Here is a 17230-nt window from a genome sequence, read left to right as displayed (position 1 = left end):
ATCTATAGCTGCAAATACTGCTTACTGATGCTGAAGCATCCATTATGGGAGGGATTATGGTGAAGCAATTGCACGACATTCCGTTCTCCGTGCTGGATTTAGCCCCTATTCGCGAGGGTGGAACAGCGGCGGATTCATTTCATAACACACTTGATTTAGCACGTCATGCCGAAGAATGGGGATACCACCGTTACTGGCTGGCGGAGCATCATAATATGCCCGGCATTGCCAGCTCCGCCACGTCCCTTGTGATTGGACATGTAGCTGGAGGAACCAAGCGTATTCGCGTCGGCTCAGGGGGCATCATGCTCTCCAACCATGCACCGCTTGTTATCGCCGAGCAGTTCGGCACGCTGGAGTCCTTATATCCCGGACGCATCGATCTTGGCCTCGGCCGGGCCCCCGGCTCCGACCAGGCCGCTGCCAGAGCGCTGCGGCGAGGTCTTGGCAGCGACGGCAGCGAATTCCCCGAGCAGCTCAGCGAGCTCCGGGCTTATTTCGACGCTAACGGGGCAGGCGGCCGCCCGCTCGGTGTACGCGCCGTTCCCGGTGAAGGACTGAATATTCCGATCTGGCTGCTTGGCTCCAGCGGCTTCAGTGCCCAGCTTGCGGGCCAGCTTGGTCTGCCGTTTGCTTTTGCCAGTCACTTTGCACCGGATTACCTGCTGCCGGCACTGCATTTGTACCGCAGCAGCTTCAAGCCGTCCGCAGTGCTCGATAAGCCCCATGTCATGATCGGACTGGGAATAACCGCCGCAGATACGGTGGAGGAAGCGCGTAGACTGGCTACCTCACAGCAGCAGCAATTCCTGAATATCATCCGCGGCCGTACCGGCAAGCTCCAGCCTCCGGTGGACAGCCTGGATGGAATCTGGACGCCGCAGGAGAAAGCAATGCTGCTAAGCAAACAGCAATATTCTATTGCAGGTGATCCTTTGCTAATCAAAGAACGGCTGCTGGAGATTCTCGAGGAGACTGCTGCCGACGAGTGGATTATTGCATCACAGATTTATGATCACTCCGCACGCCTGCACTCTTATAAGCTGGTATCCGAGCTGCTGCAGGAGCAATAAACCGAAACCGTCTTTCAATACCCGGCCCATTTAGCTACACACGGAGAGATCCGCACATGTAGCTTAAATGGGCTTATTTGTATGCAAGAAATACCACTAGACTCTTCATTAACAGATTAACAACGAACCGTTCTCTATAAAATACTACTTAATCATTAATATACGGAGAAATAATGAGTTAACAGCAGTAAACTGTAGTAAACAAATTATTATGTACATAAAACCTTCATTTATACCTTATTCAAGCCTATTTCACTGTTTTTATTTATCTTTAAATTTGATTATACTGTAGTTATTCGTTATAACGAACAAATGCGTAATTGCATTCTTCAGGTTCGTTCTATCGAGTACTATCGCCCAGTTTCGTAGTGGTTCTTTCAAAAACCACTTTATACGACATAATATGCGTAATAAGCATGAATTGCGGCGGATCGTGGCTGGAAACTGCAGAATTAGGCGGTTATAGGCCAGGAAATACGGGTTGTAGGCGGGCGAGTGACCTAGAAATAGAGTAAAGATGACTTCCCAGAAGAGAGGGGCGGGAAAGTGAAGAAGAGCTATCGCGCGTCCTTATTAGGCGCTTATATTCTAGTCGTGCTGGCTGGTGTCGTATGGCATGCCGGAGGGGCCAGCGCTGAGGACACGATTAAGCTGACCGTGAATTCGCATACGACCAGCACTGCGACCATGAACAACATGCAGCCGGGAGATACCATGGCTTCAGACTATACGGTCATCAACGACGGAAATGACCCGTTTGATTATTCTGTAGACTTCAAATTCCTCTCCGGGGACGCAGAATTGTACAAAATCCTGCAAATGACCCTGCAAAAAGAGGGAGTAATCATCTATACAGGGATAATGAGCGAGGCAGAAGGCCGGGTGACTATCGGCTCGCTTGAGGGCGCTGCACAAGAGGCCATCCAGATGGACGTGTTATTCCCGCCTGAAGCCGGCAATGAATTTCAGGGGAAGACGGTGAGCGTAGCCTTTGAATTCACCGCTACGGCAGAGCCTGCACCGACAGCTGAGCCTACGGCAACGCCGGTACCGACCGCGACACCAGACCCTACAGCTGGGCCTACGGGAGAACCGACTGCCGGGCCTACGGCAGCACCGAATGCTACGCCAACGCCGGAATCCACAATCGGACCCGGCAGTACGCCAACAGCAACCCCAACTGCAACGCCAACTGCAACGCCAGCACCGACGGATCCACCATCCAGCAGCACGGCACCTGCCCTAACGCCACCCCCTTCACCAACCGCTGCGGCAACACCGGCAGTTGATGAAGTGACTGTAAGTGAAGCACCGGTACCGCTGGGCGGCGGGGATAACAATGGAGGGAGCAGCCCGTCTGCTACGCCAGACGCCGGAGCTGTCACCGCCGGTAGTACACCAGCGCCTTCACCGGAGGATGGGGTAACCCTTACCGATGACGAGCTTCCGCTCGCCGGACCGGATGAGGACGGCAAGCTGCCGGATACCGCAGAGCCCTGGTACAATCTGATTCTGGCCAGCATGGCTGTAGCTATTCTCAGTCTGATCGTCATCCGCAAGCTGGGATCGAAGAAATAATATTTCACAGAAGGCTGGAGGAGAGAGTATGAAGAAGCGTTCCGGTATATCCTTAGCCGTGAAGCTGATCTTCATACTCTCTTTATGCGTCATGCTGTATTCGGCCGTCCAGATCTTCAAAGCTCCCGCAGAAGCCCGCGAAGCCCTGCAAACCTGGGAGAAAAAGAGGGAGGAAGCCCAGCTCCCGGTGGCAACAGAGGAAGAAACCCCGCTGCCTGACGGTATGATCAGCAACCCTGTAGAACAAGGAGGCGCCAATCCCGCATATACGGAGGGGGAGGTGATTGGAGAGATCTATTTTCCCAGGCTGGACAAACGGGTGGCTATTCTGGAGGGGACGGGACGGACAGCCCTAAAAAAAGGGGCAGGACATGACGAAGGAAGCGCAGCCATAGGCTCCCCCGGCAACAGCGTACTGGCAGGACATCGCGACACAGTGTTCCGGAGCCTTGGGGATCTGGATGTGTCCGATATCATTGAACTCGAAACGGCGGCCGGGAAGTTCACCTATGAAATCACAGGGAGCAGGATTGTAGACGCAGAAGCCCGGGGAGCGATTAAGCCAAGCGAAGAACCTGTCCTTACCCTGATCACCTGCTATCCCTTCTCCTACGTCGGTTCAGCTCCTGACCGCTATCTGCTCTCGGCTAAGCTGATCGCAAGCCAGCCGCTGGTAAGGCAGCCGTAAGCAGACATTTCTCTCTTCGGAAGTCCGCACGGGGATGAGACCCCTGGCGGATCGTGATAATATAGACATACGAAGATGAAGAGGAGATGACCTGAATTGAAACAAGAGCTGATCAAGCGTTTTATTTCTTATGCTGAAATGGATACCCAATCGAATGAGGACAGTGAGACCTGCCCTTCCACCCCCGGCCAAATGGTGCTTGCCCATAAGCTGGTACAGGAGCTGCAGGAGATCGGGCTGACGGAAGTCACAGTGGACGAGCATGGGTATGTTATGGCCTCACTGCGTGCCAACACGGACAAGGATGTTCCGGTAATCGGCTTCCTGGCCCATTTGGATACGGCAACTGATTTCACCGGCACGAATGTGAAGCCGCAGATTATTGAGAACTATGACGGGAACGATATTGTGCTGAATGAGGCGCTGAACGTCGTCCTTACCACACAGAGCTTCCCTGAGCTGAGCGGCTACAGGGGGCATACCCTGATTACCACCGACGGCACTACCCTGCTGGGGGCAGATAACAAGGCTGGTATTGCAGAGATCGTTACGGCGATGGTGTATCTGCTCGCGCATCCGGAGATCAAACACGGCAAGATCAGAGTCGCCTTTACCCCGGATGAAGAAATTGGACGCGGCCCCCATAAGTTCGACGTTGCAGCATTCGGCGCTTCCTATGCCTATACCGTTGATGGCGGCCCGCTCGGAGAGCTGGAGTATGAGAGCTTCAATGCCGCTGCCGCCAAAATCAGCTTCCATGGGGTCAACGTGCATCCCGGTACGGCCAAGGGCAAGATGATCCACTCTTCCAAAATCGCCATGGCCTTCCATCTCCGGCTTCCTGCCGGTGAAGCGCCTGAATTCACGGATGGATATGAAGGCTTTTACCACCTGATCTCCATGCAGGGCAACGCCGAGCACAGCAAGCTGCATTATATCATCCGTGACTTTGACCGCGAGCATTTTGAGAACCGCAAAGCCCATATCGCCGCCATTGTGGATGAATTCAAGTCGACTTACGGAGCAGAGAATGTAGTGCTGGAGATGAATGACCAGTATTATAATATGCGTGAAAAAATCGAACCGGTGCGCCACATCGTTGATATCGCCCGCGAAGCGATGGAGGGTCTGGGAATTACGCCGGTGATCCGCCCGATCCGCGGGGGAACGGACGGCTCACAGCTGTCCTACATGGGCCTGCCGACACCGAATATCTTCACCGGCGGCGAGAATTTCCACGGCAAATTTGAATACGCCTCAGTAGACGTGATGCTGAAGGCTGTTCAGGTTATCGTAGAGATTGCCCGTCTGGCTGAGCAAAAAGCTTAACGCCTCCCGCATAGCACAAATACCCCCGGGTAAAGCGCACCTCGCTTATCCGGGGGTATTTGTGCTGCGCAGAGCTGCTTCCATGGAGTCTTCTCCGGCCCGGCCGCCGGCAGGCTGCAGCTCAGGTCCACTCTGGGCCAGCACCTCCCTGTATCCTTCGCCCCAGTGTTTGATACTAAGCAGGCCGGATTCCAGGCCCCGGGCCCACTCGGTCAGAGAATACTCTACCTTCTGGGGCACCTGCGGGTACACCTCACGGTGAACCAGACCGTCACGCTCCAGCTCCCGCAGCTGCATGGCCAGCATCCGCTGGGTAATTCCCGGACATAGTCTGCGCAGTTCATTGAACCGCTTTGTACCGCTGATTAGCTGGTAGAGCAGAACTCCTTTCCATTTACCGCCGATGACCTCAAGCGTCCGCTGAAAAGAATCCATTTCTCCATCACGCCTCATCTCATCCGCATCGCCGGAACTATCGTTTCTCCCCTGTACATTCATATCTGCAAACTCCTCATTGTAGGATGCTACGTTAATTAATACAATTGTATCATATATGTATTTCCACGTTTATGCCAATATGGCAAAAAACCTCTGGAAGCCTTAAATATAGGCACCCAGAGGTCATGATTTGGTTACAGACGCAGGACAGACGCCCTCCTTCTATTTACTGCTTCACCGGCAGCCAGCCCGGCGTATGAATCAGTGCATTCCAGAGCGGGTCCGGGATTACAAGCTCAGCTTGGGCGGAAGGGTCCAGCTCAGTCTTAATCTCAGCTGCACGCCCTTCGGCCACCTTTTGAACCCAGTCCGGTTCAATCAGGAGCGGACGGCCCAGAGCGACCAGGCTGATTCCGCTGTCCAGACCCTTCAGGGCATCAGCAGCGGTATAGAGCGAGCCTACTCCAATTACAGGAGCCTTGCCTCCCACGCGGTCTACAATTTGCTCGATCCGCGGACGGCTGTCCTCGGTACCCCGGCGCGGCAGCGACCACAGCTCCATCAGGGAAGCATGCAGATAATCAAGCCCTTCCCCTGTCAGTGCATCGATTAGCGCAAAGGTATCAGCCATCGTAATTCCCGGTGTTTCCGGCTCTTCAGGCGAGAAACGGTACCCTACAAGGAACTCACCCTGTGCATGCCGCTTCACCGCATCTTTGACACTGCGCAGAACAGCCAGCGGGAAGGCCAGGCGCTTCTGCAGATCGCCGCCCCAGCGGTCTTCGCGCCGATTCGAATGCGGGGAGAAGAACTGCTGCAGCAGATAGCCGTTGGCACCGTGAATTTCCACACCATCGAATCCGGCCTCGATCGCCCGGCGTGTAGCTTCTCCGAAATCAGCGATAATTCCGGTAATTTCTTCATCCGTCAGTGCGCGCGGAACCGGTCCTTGCACGCCGCCCGGAAGCTCGGACGGCACATCACTTGCGCTGACCGTCTGCCCGTCAGGCAGCTGTGCCGGAGGGCATTGGCGCCCGCCATGGAAGATCTGCAGAACCGCCTTCGCCCCTTCACCCTTAATGGCCTCGGCCAGCCCGCGCAGGCTCGGAATCAGCCCGTCATGGTCAGCACCGAATTCACCCGGGAAGCCCTTCCCGCCGCGTGATACATATACACAGGCGGTAATAACCATTCCTGCCCCTTTGGATCGGCGGATGTAATAATCAAGCTCCGGCCCTGAGACGGTTCCATCCTCATTCGAGGAGAAATTGGTCATCGGTGCCATCACCACACGGTTCTTCAATTCAATGCTGTTTGCAAACTTGAACGTCTCCAGCAGCAGGCTATATTCTGTCTTCAGCATGATTATCCATCTCCTCCATTTGTCTAAATCTATATGAATTTCATTTCATCGATCTGTCGCGGTCAGGGTCATCTTTCCAAATGACGTTCTCCCCGTAATTCTTGCCCCAGTCATACATCATGCGCAGCACAGGCATCAGCGTATGCCCATACTCCGTCATAGAGTATTCTACTCTCGGCGGGACCTCAGCATACACCCGCCTGAATACCAGCTGATCTTCCTCCAGCTCACGCAGCTGATTGGTCAGCATTTTCTGGGTAATATGCGGAATCAGCTTCTTCAATTCACTGAAACGCTTGGTTCCTTCCAGACCCAGGTGCCACAATATGATAAGCTTCCATTTGCCGCCGATGACAGCAAGCGTAAGCTCCTTCTCGCAGTTGATTTCCTTCAGATTGATACGGTCTTTAATCTCAGTCGCCAATATAAGTCCCTCCTTTCGTTCTTTAATATCATACTACAATACACCCGGGGGCTGCACACCGCCGGAAGACGCCCTGGGGCTGACCCCATAAATACGTAATAGACCGCTGGCCTAGGGCCCGCGGTCTGTATGCTGCATAAGGGCCTTGCCCCTGCCATACTAGACAGTGCTGCTGCCATTCCGGCAGCAGTATCAGCATCGGCAGCGCCACCCCCGGCACCCTTAGAATGCAGCCAGCCTGCCCGGAGGTTCCGGACAGGCTGGCTTTACGTTACGTTATTCCAGATTCGCATGGTTACCGAACATCTTACCGGTGGTCTGCCCCGTATGTTCCATCATCCGTAGGATGACGGCATCGTAGAATACCAGCAGCGTCTGCTCAAACAAGGAAGCCATCGGCTGGATCGTAACATAGCTCCCGCCTGTCTGATCCTTGGGCGAGCCCGGCAGCTTGACGATATAATCAGCGAGACGCCCGAGTGATGAATCCGGGGTGATGGTCACGAGCACTACAGCTGCGCCGATAGCCTTGGCTTTCTCCGCCATAGATACCAGCCCCTTGGTCTCGCCGGAGCCGGAGCCAAGCACAAGCACATCGCCGGAGCTGATCCCCGGGGTGACCGTCTCCCCGACGACAAACGCTGCCTGTCCGGCTTGCATCAGCCGCATCGCGAACGCCCGGCCCATCAGGCCGGAGCGGCCGGCACCGGCTACAAAGATCTGCCCGGAGCGCAGCAACAGCTCCGCCATGGCTTCGCCTTCTCCGGCGTTCAGCCCGGAGACCGAGCCATGCAGCTCCTTCACAATTTCCTGTGCGTAATCCAGCGTATCCATAGCTGCTTAGGCCTGGCTTACAAGGCGCTTCATTTCCGCCGCAGCCGCTCTCTGATCCGCTTCGCCGGTAATTCCGCCGCCCACAATCACGAGATCTGGATTCGCAGCAATCACTTCAGGCAGCGTGCCCAGCTTAATCCCGCCGGCAATCGCTGTTTTCGCTTTTATAACCACACTCTTAATTGCTCTCAGATCCTCGAAGGAATTCTTGCCTTCTGCCTGATGATCATATCCGGAGTGCACACAGACATAATCAACGCCAAGCGCGTCCACTTCAGCGGCTCTGGTCTTCAGATCCTTCACGTTGATCAGATCAACCAGGATTTCTGCGCCGGTCTTCTTCGCTTCTTCCACCGCGCCGCGGATCGTTGAATCATCGGACACGCCAAGCACGGTAACGATTCCTGCCCCTGCTTCTACAGCCTTCATCACTTCATAGCCGCCGGCATCCATGATTTTGAGATCAGCCAGGACGGTCAGGGCCGGAAAAGCATCCTTGATCGCTTTTACCGCATGCAAACCTTCATTAATAACAACCGGTGTTCCAATTTCCACAATATCTATAAATTCGGCCACTTCCGCAACAATGGCCTTGGCTCCAGCAATATCCACCAGATCGAGTGCTAGCTGTAATTTCATAGGTTTAGAATCTCCTCATCGTTAATATATTTTAGTAAGTAATGTACTAAGTTTAGGTATATACTGCCGATAAGGGAAGTAGGCACTTTATTGTGATGTAGTTACCTGAAGGATACTATTGGGCGGGGGCCGGGCTCACTGATGCCTCTTTTTGAAAAACGAAGGTTGATTTTATTTAGAATTTTCTTAAATTCACTGCATTTTCACATAAGCTGTGCTACCATACATTAGATTTACAAATTCTCCGGCAGCAATCTTATTTCAACATTAAGAAGGTGTAAGGTTTATTATGGAAGCAAACAAACCCAAAGAGTTCAATTTAATTAAGCTGACCTGGCCGATTTTCCTCGAGCTGTTCCTGTTTATGCTCATGGGGAGTGTAGATACATTCATGATCAGCTCCGTATCGGATGATGCCGTCTCCGGTGTTGGGGCGGCCAATCAGATTATTGCCATAGCCATTCTCGTGCTCAGTGTTATCGGGAACGGCGCGGCCATTGTCGTGTCGCAGTATCTCGGTTCCAAGCAGCCCAAAGAAGCAGCCAAGGTAACGGGCAATGCCATAACACTCAATCTTGCAGTCGGAATTATTCTGAGTACAATTCTGCTGCTGTTCGGAGGCAGTCTGCTGAGCGCGCTGAACGTGACGGGCGATATTCTCGTCTACGCCAAATCGTATATGCATATTGTCGGGGGCGGAATCTTCCTCCAGGCACTGCTCAATGCCCTGGCTGCCACTATCCGTACACACGGTTTCACGAAACATACGATGATCGTCTCCATGCTGATGAATGTGATCCATGTCGGGGGCAATTATCTGCTGATTTTCGGACATTTCGGACTGCCTGCGCTCGGTGTAGAGGGGGCTGCAATTTCAACGCTCACCAGCCGCTTTATCTGTCTGATCCTCTACTTCCTGCTGCTCTACCGGATCATGGAGGTGCGGGTCAAATGGACCTATTACATTCATCTCTCCAAAAAATATGTGCGGCAGATTCTCAAAATCGGCATTCCGTCCGCATTTGAATCGGTGATCTATCAGTGCTGCCAGCTGATCTTCACTTTATATATCACTTATCTGGGTGCAGAAGCCATGGCTACCCGCCAATACGCGCTGAACATCTCCAGCTATATCTTCCTCTTCAGCGTAGCCGTATCCATGGGCACCTCGATCATTGTCGGCCATCTCGTGGGCGCAAGGCGGCCTAAGGAAGCTTACTCGCGGGTGTTCTCCAGTGTGAAATGGGCGCTGCTGGTCACCGTAATTATGGATGCGGTTGTCATTCTGTTCCGCGTACCGCTAATGGGCCTGTTCACGGATAATCAAACGATTATAACTATGGGCGCCCAGGTCATCCTGCTCAGCTTCTTCCTTGAGACGGGACGCACCTGCAACCTGGTCATCATCAACTCGCTGCGCGCTTCCGGCGATGCCAAGTTTCCGGTCTACATGGGCCTGATCTCCATGGTCTGCATGAGCCTGCCGCTGGGCTATTTCCTGGTATTCACGCTTGATCTCGGTCTGGCCGGAGTCTGGCTGACCACTGCATTCGATGAATGGGTGCGGGCGGTCATTATGTACTTCCGCTGGAAGAGCAGAGCCTGGGAGAAGCACGGCCTGATCCAGCATGAACCTGCAGAACCGCTGAGCGCTGCGCCGGCGCATTAACCTGCGACAACAAACAGGCGGTTCACCCTGATCTCTGCGACTCAGGCGGACCGCCTTTTGAATACATAATCCTATTGATTTGGCAGGAAGGATGAGGAAGACTATGACAACACGTCTGACTGCCCTAATCATCCGATTCCGCAAATAAGGGATGCCGCGGCCGTGTAATCCGGCTAATCGGCATCCCTTTGTGATACGGTTGTACGCTTATCAGGTTCCTTTGGCTACAGCTTCTTTATGCTTGGCCGCGAACTGCTCAGGTGTAATCGCTTTGCCGAACAGCGCCTGAATCATATCCAGATGGACCTGGGCGGCGTTCGGCTTCATCTGGATATCAGCAAACAAGGTGATACTGCTCGCATGGTTTAATTCATTCAGCAGTTCGACATACAGCTGCGGCAGCTCTTCATTCGTGGTATCCACTTTGGTCGCCGGAATTACACCCGCACTGGTTACAGAGGCCTCCCCCCATTTGTATACGAAATATTCGACAAATGCTTTCGCTGCTTCCTTAACCTTGGAAGCTTCGGCTACGAACAGTCCGACACCCGGTCCTCCGACCCAGCTGTTGATATTACCCTTTCCGCCTTCCACAGTCGGAAATTTGAAGAATCCTACTTTATCTTTGAAGTCTTGCGGGATCTCCGGATTCGTCGTGAAGTTGGGAAGCTCCCAGGTACCCGTCAGATACATTGCCGCCTTCTCATTCAAGAATTCCGATTTGCCCTCATCATTGGATAGCCCGTTGAAACCGCTGTTGAAGGTGTTCATATCCACCAGCGTCTGCACTTCAGCCGCAGCCCGGACCAGGCCGGGATCATCGAAGTAGCTTGTCCCCTTCGTAGCACGCTTCAGTGTATCACTGCCGGCGATACGGTCAGCAAGGTACATATACCATAGCGAGCCGGTCCAGCGGTCCTTGTTGCCAAGGGCAACCGGAGCCACGCCATGATGGGATAACGTTCTTACCGTCTGCTTGAACTCTTCGTAAGTAACAGGCACCTGGAGATTATATTTTGCAAAAATATCCTTATTATAGTATACCGGTGAAATGTTCAGCTCAATCGGCAGTGCGTAGGTCTTATTATCGACCACATAGGCTTCGGTAGTGCCTGTTACGAATTTACCCTTTAACCGCGTACCATTCAGGATGTCATCCAGCGGAGCGAATAATCCGCCCTTCACATAAGGCTCCATGAAGCCCGCAGCCCAGGTGATTCCTACATCCGGCAGGTCATTCGAGGCAGAGAGCACCTTCAGCTTATTCTTGTACTGTTCATTCTCCAGCACGCCCTGCTGGATAATAATATTAGGATTCTCTTTCTCGTATTCTCCGATGATCTGGCTAACCAGCTTATTCTGCTGGGCGGAAAGGCCGGCCGGCCATAAGTGCATCATATGAATCGTTATTTTTGGGCCCGAAGCATTGGTGGCTGCCTCCGCACTATTATTATCCTGTGTAAAGCTGCAGCCTGTTAGAACAAGGGCCAATGTAAGTGTCAGGAACAGGCCCTTGATTATGTTATTCCTCAACATTGCTATAGCCTCCCATATCACATTACGCGGCCAGATGTAATCGCTACCAATCAAATTCTAGCATCGTACCCGGAGGGATATAAGACTACACTTATTGGCTAAAATTCCACATTTAATGGATTTCCTGCGATCCGCCCTTCATCTTATGCCTATAGCGGCTTGGGCTTAACTGTTCCAGCGACTTAAACACCTTAATGAAGTACTTATCCGTCCGATAGCCTACACGCTCCCCGATCTCCCCTATAGAGAGTGTGGTCTGCAGCAGTAATTCCTTAGCCCGTTGAATTCGCAGACGTGCCAAATATTCGCTGAAGGATACTCCGGCCTGCTCCTTGAACAATACGCTGAAGTAGCTGGCATTCAGATGGATGAGTCCCGCTACCTCTGCCATTGTCAGCTGTTCATGCAGGTGCTGCTCCACATAGGCGATCGCATCTTTGACCGGCTGCCCCATTCGTGCCTGATCCGGGTCAATCTCCATCAGCTTATGATCCACCAGCTTCTCCAGCTTCACGTGGCGCTGCTGCTCTTCCTCCCGCTTCAGCGCATCCTCAACCACGGACAGCAGCTCGGACTTGTCCAGCGGCTTAAGCAGGTAGTTGACCGCCCCCAGCCGCATAGCCTGCTGCACATAATCAAATTCGGCATAGCCGGATATGACAATAATAACGGGCTTCCAGGCTGATTCCTGCAGGGAACGGATCAGATCCAGTCCGCTTACTTCGGGCATGCGCACATCTGTAATCAGGAGATGGACCCGCTCCTGCCGCAGCCGCTCGCGCGCTTCAACCCCGTTGTCGCAGGTCTCCACGGCATACCGGCCTGCCGCCCATACTTCCAGCGTCTGCTTGATTCCCTGCCGTGTTCTCGGTTCATCATCCACGATCAGAATCGTCCTATTGCTCAGGCTCATAGGTATATCCTCCATTGCTTGGAATTTCAAAAGTAATAACGGTCCCTTCGGATACCTTGCTCTCAATCATCAGACCCTCCGACTTGATGCCCTCTTCCCCGTAATACAGCTTTAGCCGCCGCTGCACATTCACCAGGCCGACCCCGTTGCCTTTGGCGGAGATCGACGGGCCGCCCTCCAGTGTATTGCGCAGCGCCCGCAGAGTATCCTCATCCATGCCGGGCCCATTGTCGGATACCTTCACCGAGGTCCAGCCGTCGCGGGGTGATGGCGTGATCATAACCTCCACACTGCCGCTGCCGACACGGCTCTCCACTCCATGAAGAATGGCATTCTCCACAATCGGCTGAATCAGCAGCTTGGGTACCGGAACAGCAGCCTCGCTTGGGTCCAGTACAATATCCCAGGACAGGCGCTCGCCCATCCGCATCTCCATGATCTTCAGATAACGCCTGATCTGTTCAACCTCTTCACTAAGTGCAACCCACTCCTCTTTATTATTGGGACGGCCAATAATATAGCGGAACAGCCTGGACATGACTACGACCAATCCGGCCAATTCCTCCTCCCCCTTTTCCTCAAGCGACCAGTTAAAGGCTTCCAAGGTGTTGAACAGAAAATGAGGGTTGATCTGCGCCTGCAACGCTTTGAGCTCAGTCCGGCTCTGTAATACTTCCTTCTCATAGACAACCCGGATCAAATCATTCATATTGGCAACCATGCCGTTATAAGTATAATTCAGTTCCCGCAGCTCCATCGTAGATACCTTCTGCGGGTTGGGCGTCAGCACGCCTAAGCGCGATTTGCGCATGGCCCGGATCAGATGAATAATCGGCCTTGTGATCATCGTTGACAATAGAAACGACATAATCAGGAAAAGCAGGGCTCCCAGCCCCCCTGACAGCAGCAGAACCGTCCGCAGCACAGATAACCCCTTGGTGACATAGCTGACAGGAGTCAGCACAAGCAGTGTCCAGTTGGTCTTGTCCGAGCGCAGCTTAACCTGAACATACTCCTTGCCGTGAAAGCTGACCGTCTGGTCCACACTTTCCAGCAGCGGCAACAGGTCCGCCTCCGGTGTTCCACTGCTGCCCAGGAGCCGGCCTTCATCATTCACCAGCAGCACAGACTCGCCTCCGTCACTGCCGGAGATCGGATCGTCCAGCTGGAAGTAGCTGCGCTGGATACGTGCCATCAGATACCCTCCCCGCGAGAACCAGCGGTCCATGAGGCTGACCTGACGGATGGCCAGCAGGCTCTGGCTGTCATGTGGATCGACGCCGATCCAGACCAGCCGCCCTTTCTGAATATTAGCTTCGCTGATATAGGGCTCGTTGATTCTCGTCCCCAGACTGCCGTCCTTAATCGGGAAGAGCAACCGGTAATCGGCGGTATACAGCTCTAGAGATCCTACGCTCGGCATATACGCCTGATAGCTGGAGATAATCTGCTGCAGAGACTGCCGTTGATTGAATGACACTTCATTGCCGTTCAGCTCCTCCAGCAGCAGCTGCTGCACCGTAGGATGATTGGCCACCTGCTCCATCAGGCTGTCAATCTGGCCAATCAGCGCATTCAGCCGTCCGTTCGCCTGAACCGCCGTCTGCTGGATATGCCGCTCGGCATTATTTTTGAGCAGAATAGATACCCGGTCATATACAAACGCCCCTGAAACCAGAAGAATGATTAGCATAACCAGCACAAAGCCGATGAATATTTGATTGCGCAGCGTGTTGAGTTCTTTGAATCTCTGGAGCATCGGAATTCCTTCTTTCCTTGGCAGCGTTTCCAACTCTATTCTCCAAAACTCCTGTAGTTTGTCAAGAGAAAATAGTTGTCCGGCACAGGGCAGCAAAGAGCCCTTAAGCAATGCTCCTTGTTCCAGAGCTGTTTAAGGGCTGCAGCAGAAGGGACTAGATGAACATTATCGGAGTGATCCACTCCCGGTCCAGGGCTATCCACAGTAAAGCCAGCAGGGCGGCGCAGATGCTGTACATCAGCACCTTCCGGCGGGTGGGCTCCAGGTAAATGTCCAGAATAAAGATTATAATTGCTATAGCAGGTACGGCAACAAGCAAAACTGGATTGCGATATTTAATATTTACTGTATTCAAGATAATCATAACCAGAAGAAGAAGCCTAAGATATTTGTTCATAGCCACACCACGACCTCCTTGCCGTTGAGACCATTTTCCAATTATGTATCCTTCATCCTCATCTCTAATATCCCTTGATTCCCCGCTATTGTCAACCCCGGACACCCATCCGCTGCCAAGACAAAAAAAATAGCCCGTTCCCCACAGGGAACTGACTGCTATGGTGTTGCTGCTATAGTCTGATTCTATACAGAGCGTTCAGGAACTGGCAGATTACCGGATGGTAATGCCCTTCTTGATCGCCTTCATGTCAAAATTCGTATTCACAAGCATAGGCAGTATCTTCATGCTTCTGGTCATCGGCGAGTTGCATTGCCAGCAGGTAGGGACATATTGGAAGGCGAAGTTATCACGCATCCACCCGGAGCAATCTTCCTTGGTGCAGGACCAAATGGCTGTGTCTTCTTGCGGAAGATCCTCCAGCGCTTTTTTACGAAAATACATAAGTACCCCTCCTAATAGCTTTGTTAGCATATACTTCCTGATTCGGTTCGTACAAAGCTCGCTTCGGAAGCATATCCTTCGAATAAAGACATATTTCCAGCCCAACTGGACTGTTATGGCAGGATGGTAGCTTGTTCTGGCCTGTTCAAAAAAAAAGCTGCCCTCAACTTGTGTTAAGGGCAGTCTATTTTTAATACTACAGTTTTACAACGTTTTCGGCTTGTGGTCCACGAGCGCCTTGAGTTACGTTGAACTCAACGCGTTGGCCTTCGTCCAAAGATTTGAAGCCGTCGCCAGTGATTGCGGAGAAGTGTACGAATACGTCGCTTCCGCCTTCAACCTCGATAAAACCGAAACCTTTGTCTGCGTTGAACCATTTTACTGTACCTGTTTGCATGATATTACCTCCAAGTTTTATTTAACACATGTCCTTTTATTCCTACGTATTGTACGAACAAATAAAAATTCACACATTGGAAAAGGATTCATACGCACAAATGATAACCTTTTACAATATGTGAATTAAGGGTTAAATTTATGATTGACTTCATTGTAGCACACTAATTCTCTAAAAGCAAAGGATTACTTAAAATTACTTAAAAATAAGTGGAAATATATCGTACCCGGCGCGCAGTGCTCTATGAATAACCGCACCGCGCACCCGGCAGCTACAGGGTTTAGTCGATATATCCGGCTAGTCCCTTGTCCATCAGATAGTCCATCTCCGCATCGAGGATAGTCTCTACGGTCAGCTCGTCCAGCTTAACATCGCGCTGCGCAGTAACATAATCGACCAGATCATCATTATCAATATCAATCTCGCCCTTGGCATTGGCCTTGGCTTTGTTGATAAAGGCCTGCTCATGCTTCAGCACCAGCCGGATCACGGCCGGATCCACCTTCGTCTGTGCAGACAACACTTCCACCAGTTCCTGCTCATTCACTTCATTACTCATATTCGTTAGTCAGCTCCTTGGCATTTATGCACAATGATTGTACCACAAGTCCCCTCAGGCCGCGCAGCCTCATCTCCACCAGGGAAGAGCAGGATACTCCGCAGCTCCAGCCACTACAGTCTCCCCAATTCTTGGTGTAGCCAGCCGTACCCCTTTAGCTGCAGCCGCAGCTGCGATGCGCTCCACCGGATCGGTCCAGTCATGCATCGACAGGGTGAAGGCCCCCCAATGAACCGGAATAAGCAGACCTCCCTGCACATCTATATGTGCTTCAACCGTCTGTTCCGGCAGCATGTGGATATCGGCCCAGCGCGGATCGTATTGGCCGCATTCCATCAGCGTAAGATCGAATGGACCATACTTGCGTCCAATCTCGGCAAAATGCGGCCCGTAGCCGCTGTCCCCGCTGAAGAAGAGCTTCGTATCCGCTCCTTGGATTATCCATGAACACCACAGTGTGGTGTTGCGGTCCAGCAGACTCCGGCCGGAGAAATGCCGGGCCGGCGCGCTGGTAAAGGTCAGGCCTGCATACGTAAGCTCATCTCCCCAGTCATGCTCGCGAATCTTCTCTCCGCTTACTCCCCAGCGGCGCAAATGGGCGCCGACTCCGAGCGGCACAATGAACAGGCCTACCTTATCCTTAAGCTTGCGGATGGTGCCGTAGTCCAGATGATCATAATGATCATGGGATAGCACAACCGCATCAATCTGTGGAAGCTGGGAAATCTCCAGCGGCAGCTGCTTGCTGTAACGGCGGCCGCCGATGAACGGAAACGGGGACGGCGCATTCCCCAGCATAGGGTCCAGGAACAGTGTAACCCCATCCATCTCCAGCAATACCGCAGAGTGGCCGAACCAGGTAACGCGGGTGCCCGGGCCTTGCCCGATAGATGCAGGCTGCAGCGGTAACGGCTGCAAGGGCTCGGCCGGTCTGGACCGGGGATTGCCTTTAATGAAATCCTTTAGAATGGACAGTCCGCCACCACCAGCCCTCTCGCCGATGAGTTCAGCCGTCTGCGGATAGGCAAATTTGCCCTTGCTATAATTAAGCGAGCGGCTGTTCAGCGCCTTTTCCTGCTTCCCTGCCCTCCGTCCAAACGCTGGATAGAGGGTCATAAGCAGATACGCCGCTGCAACAAGTACCACCAGTGAAGCTGTAATATCAATAATAATCAGAGTCATGCGGTAAG

18 protein-coding genes are annotated in these 17230 nt (G+C 52.8%); 5 read left to right on the top strand and 13 right to left on the bottom strand.

Annotation, left to right across the window (positions count from 1 at the left end):
• The first annotated feature begins 56 nt into the window (after positions 1-56).
• From MKX70_RS07205 to pepT, 4 genes are all read left to right on the top strand, one after another.
• Positions 57-1073, top strand: coding sequence for an LLM class flavin-dependent oxidoreductase (locus tag MKX70_RS07205; protein ID WP_340839778.1), 1017 nt, complete (start codon positions 57-59; stop codon positions 1071-1073).
• A gap of 546 nt (positions 1074-1619) precedes the next feature.
• Positions 1620-2651 (top strand): hypothetical protein, encoded by a 1032-nt coding sequence (locus MKX70_RS07200; RefSeq protein ID WP_340839777.1) that lies wholly within the window; start codon positions 1620-1622, stop codon positions 2649-2651.
• A gap of 28 nt (positions 2652-2679) precedes the next feature.
• Positions 2680-3339: a sortase gene (locus tag MKX70_RS07195; RefSeq protein WP_340839776.1), complete on the top strand. Its 660-nt coding sequence runs from the start codon at positions 2680-2682 to the stop codon at positions 3337-3339.
• A 96-nt stretch (positions 3340-3435) separates the two neighbouring features.
• Positions 3436-4668 carry a peptidase T gene (pepT, locus tag MKX70_RS07190; RefSeq protein ID WP_340839775.1) on the top strand — a complete coding sequence of 411 codons (1233 nt, stop codon included), beginning with the start codon at positions 3436-3438 and terminating at the stop codon, positions 4666-4668.
• Positions 4669-4713: 45 nt separating this feature from the next.
• Here pepT and MKX70_RS07185 read toward each other — a convergent pair whose 3' ends face one another.
• From MKX70_RS07185 to hxlA, 5 genes are all read right to left on the bottom strand, one after another.
• A complete protein-coding gene (locus MKX70_RS07185; protein WP_340841629.1) occupies positions 4714-5121 on the bottom strand; it encodes a winged helix-turn-helix transcriptional regulator in 408 nt (135 codons plus the stop codon).
• Between the two features lie 211 nt (positions 5122-5332).
• On the bottom strand, positions 5333-6469 hold the full coding sequence (locus tag MKX70_RS07180) for an NADH-dependent flavin oxidoreductase (RefSeq protein ID WP_340839774.1): 1137 nt from the start codon (positions 6467-6469) through the stop codon (positions 5333-5335).
• Positions 6470-6509: 40 nt separating this feature from the next.
• On the bottom strand, positions 6510-6893 hold the full coding sequence (locus MKX70_RS07175; RefSeq protein ID WP_042140377.1) for a winged helix-turn-helix transcriptional regulator: 384 nt from the start codon (positions 6891-6893) through the stop codon (positions 6510-6512).
• 276 nt (positions 6894-7169) lie between these two features.
• A complete protein-coding gene (hxlB, locus tag MKX70_RS07170; protein ID WP_340839773.1) occupies positions 7170-7727 on the bottom strand; it encodes a 6-phospho-3-hexuloisomerase in 558 nt (185 codons plus the stop codon).
• A 6-nt stretch (positions 7728-7733) separates the two neighbouring features.
• On the bottom strand, positions 7734-8366 hold the full coding sequence (gene hxlA / locus MKX70_RS07165; protein WP_340839772.1) for a 3-hexulose-6-phosphate synthase: 633 nt from the start codon (positions 8364-8366) through the stop codon (positions 7734-7736).
• Positions 8367-8655: 289 nt separating this feature from the next.
• Between hxlA and MKX70_RS07160 the strand changes: the two genes are divergently transcribed.
• Entirely contained in the window at positions 8656-10035 is a 1380-nt protein-coding gene (locus MKX70_RS07160) for an MATE family efflux transporter (protein ID WP_340839771.1), read from the top strand.
• A 210-nt stretch (positions 10036-10245) separates the two neighbouring features.
• On the opposite strand, the gene MKX70_RS07155 is transcribed toward MKX70_RS07160, so the two are convergent.
• The 8 genes from MKX70_RS07155 to MKX70_RS07120 all read right to left on the bottom strand — a co-directional run bounded on the left by MKX70_RS07155 (position 10246) and on the right by MKX70_RS07120 (position 17222).
• Entirely contained in the window at positions 10246-11571 is a 1326-nt protein-coding gene (locus MKX70_RS07155; RefSeq protein WP_340839770.1) for an extracellular solute-binding protein, read from the bottom strand.
• 112 nt (positions 11572-11683) lie between these two features.
• Entirely contained in the window at positions 11684-12484 is an 801-nt protein-coding gene (locus MKX70_RS07150) for a response regulator transcription factor (protein WP_340839769.1), read from the bottom strand.
• Positions 12468-14243 (bottom strand): cache domain-containing sensor histidine kinase, encoded by a 1776-nt coding sequence (locus MKX70_RS07145; protein WP_340839767.1) that lies wholly within the window; start codon positions 14241-14243, stop codon positions 12468-12470. Before MKX70_RS07145 ends, MKX70_RS07150 begins: the two co-directional genes overlap by 17 nt.
• A 154-nt stretch (positions 14244-14397) precedes the next feature.
• A complete protein-coding gene (locus MKX70_RS07140) occupies positions 14398-14646 on the bottom strand; it encodes a hypothetical protein (RefSeq protein ID WP_340839766.1) in 249 nt (82 codons plus the stop codon).
• Positions 14647-14853: 207 nt separating this feature from the next.
• Positions 14854-15084, bottom strand: a complete 231-nt coding sequence (locus tag MKX70_RS07135) for a cold-shock protein (RefSeq protein WP_039304815.1) — start codon at positions 15082-15084, stop codon at positions 14854-14856.
• 196 nt (positions 15085-15280) lie between these two features.
• Positions 15281-15481 carry a cold-shock protein gene (locus MKX70_RS07130; RefSeq protein ID WP_019914790.1) on the bottom strand — a complete coding sequence of 67 codons (201 nt, stop codon included), beginning with the start codon at positions 15479-15481 and terminating at the stop codon, positions 15281-15283.
• 280 nt (positions 15482-15761) lie between these two features.
• Positions 15762-16040 carry a hypothetical protein gene (locus MKX70_RS07125; protein ID WP_340781691.1) on the bottom strand — a complete coding sequence of 93 codons (279 nt, stop codon included), beginning with the start codon at positions 16038-16040 and terminating at the stop codon, positions 15762-15764.
• Between the two features lie 69 nt (positions 16041-16109).
• Positions 16110-17222 (bottom strand): MBL fold metallo-hydrolase, encoded by a 1113-nt coding sequence (locus MKX70_RS07120; protein WP_340839765.1) that lies wholly within the window; start codon positions 17220-17222, stop codon positions 16110-16112.
• Positions 17223-17230 lie beyond the last annotated feature (8 nt).

This window comes from Paenibacillus sp. FSL R7-0312 (genome assembly GCF_038004445.1).
Lineage (GTDB): Bacteria > Bacillota > Bacilli > Paenibacillales > Paenibacillaceae > Paenibacillus_AQ.
The sequence above is the reverse complement of the archived record's forward strand: the minus strand, read 5'-3'. Positions and strand labels throughout refer to the sequence as shown.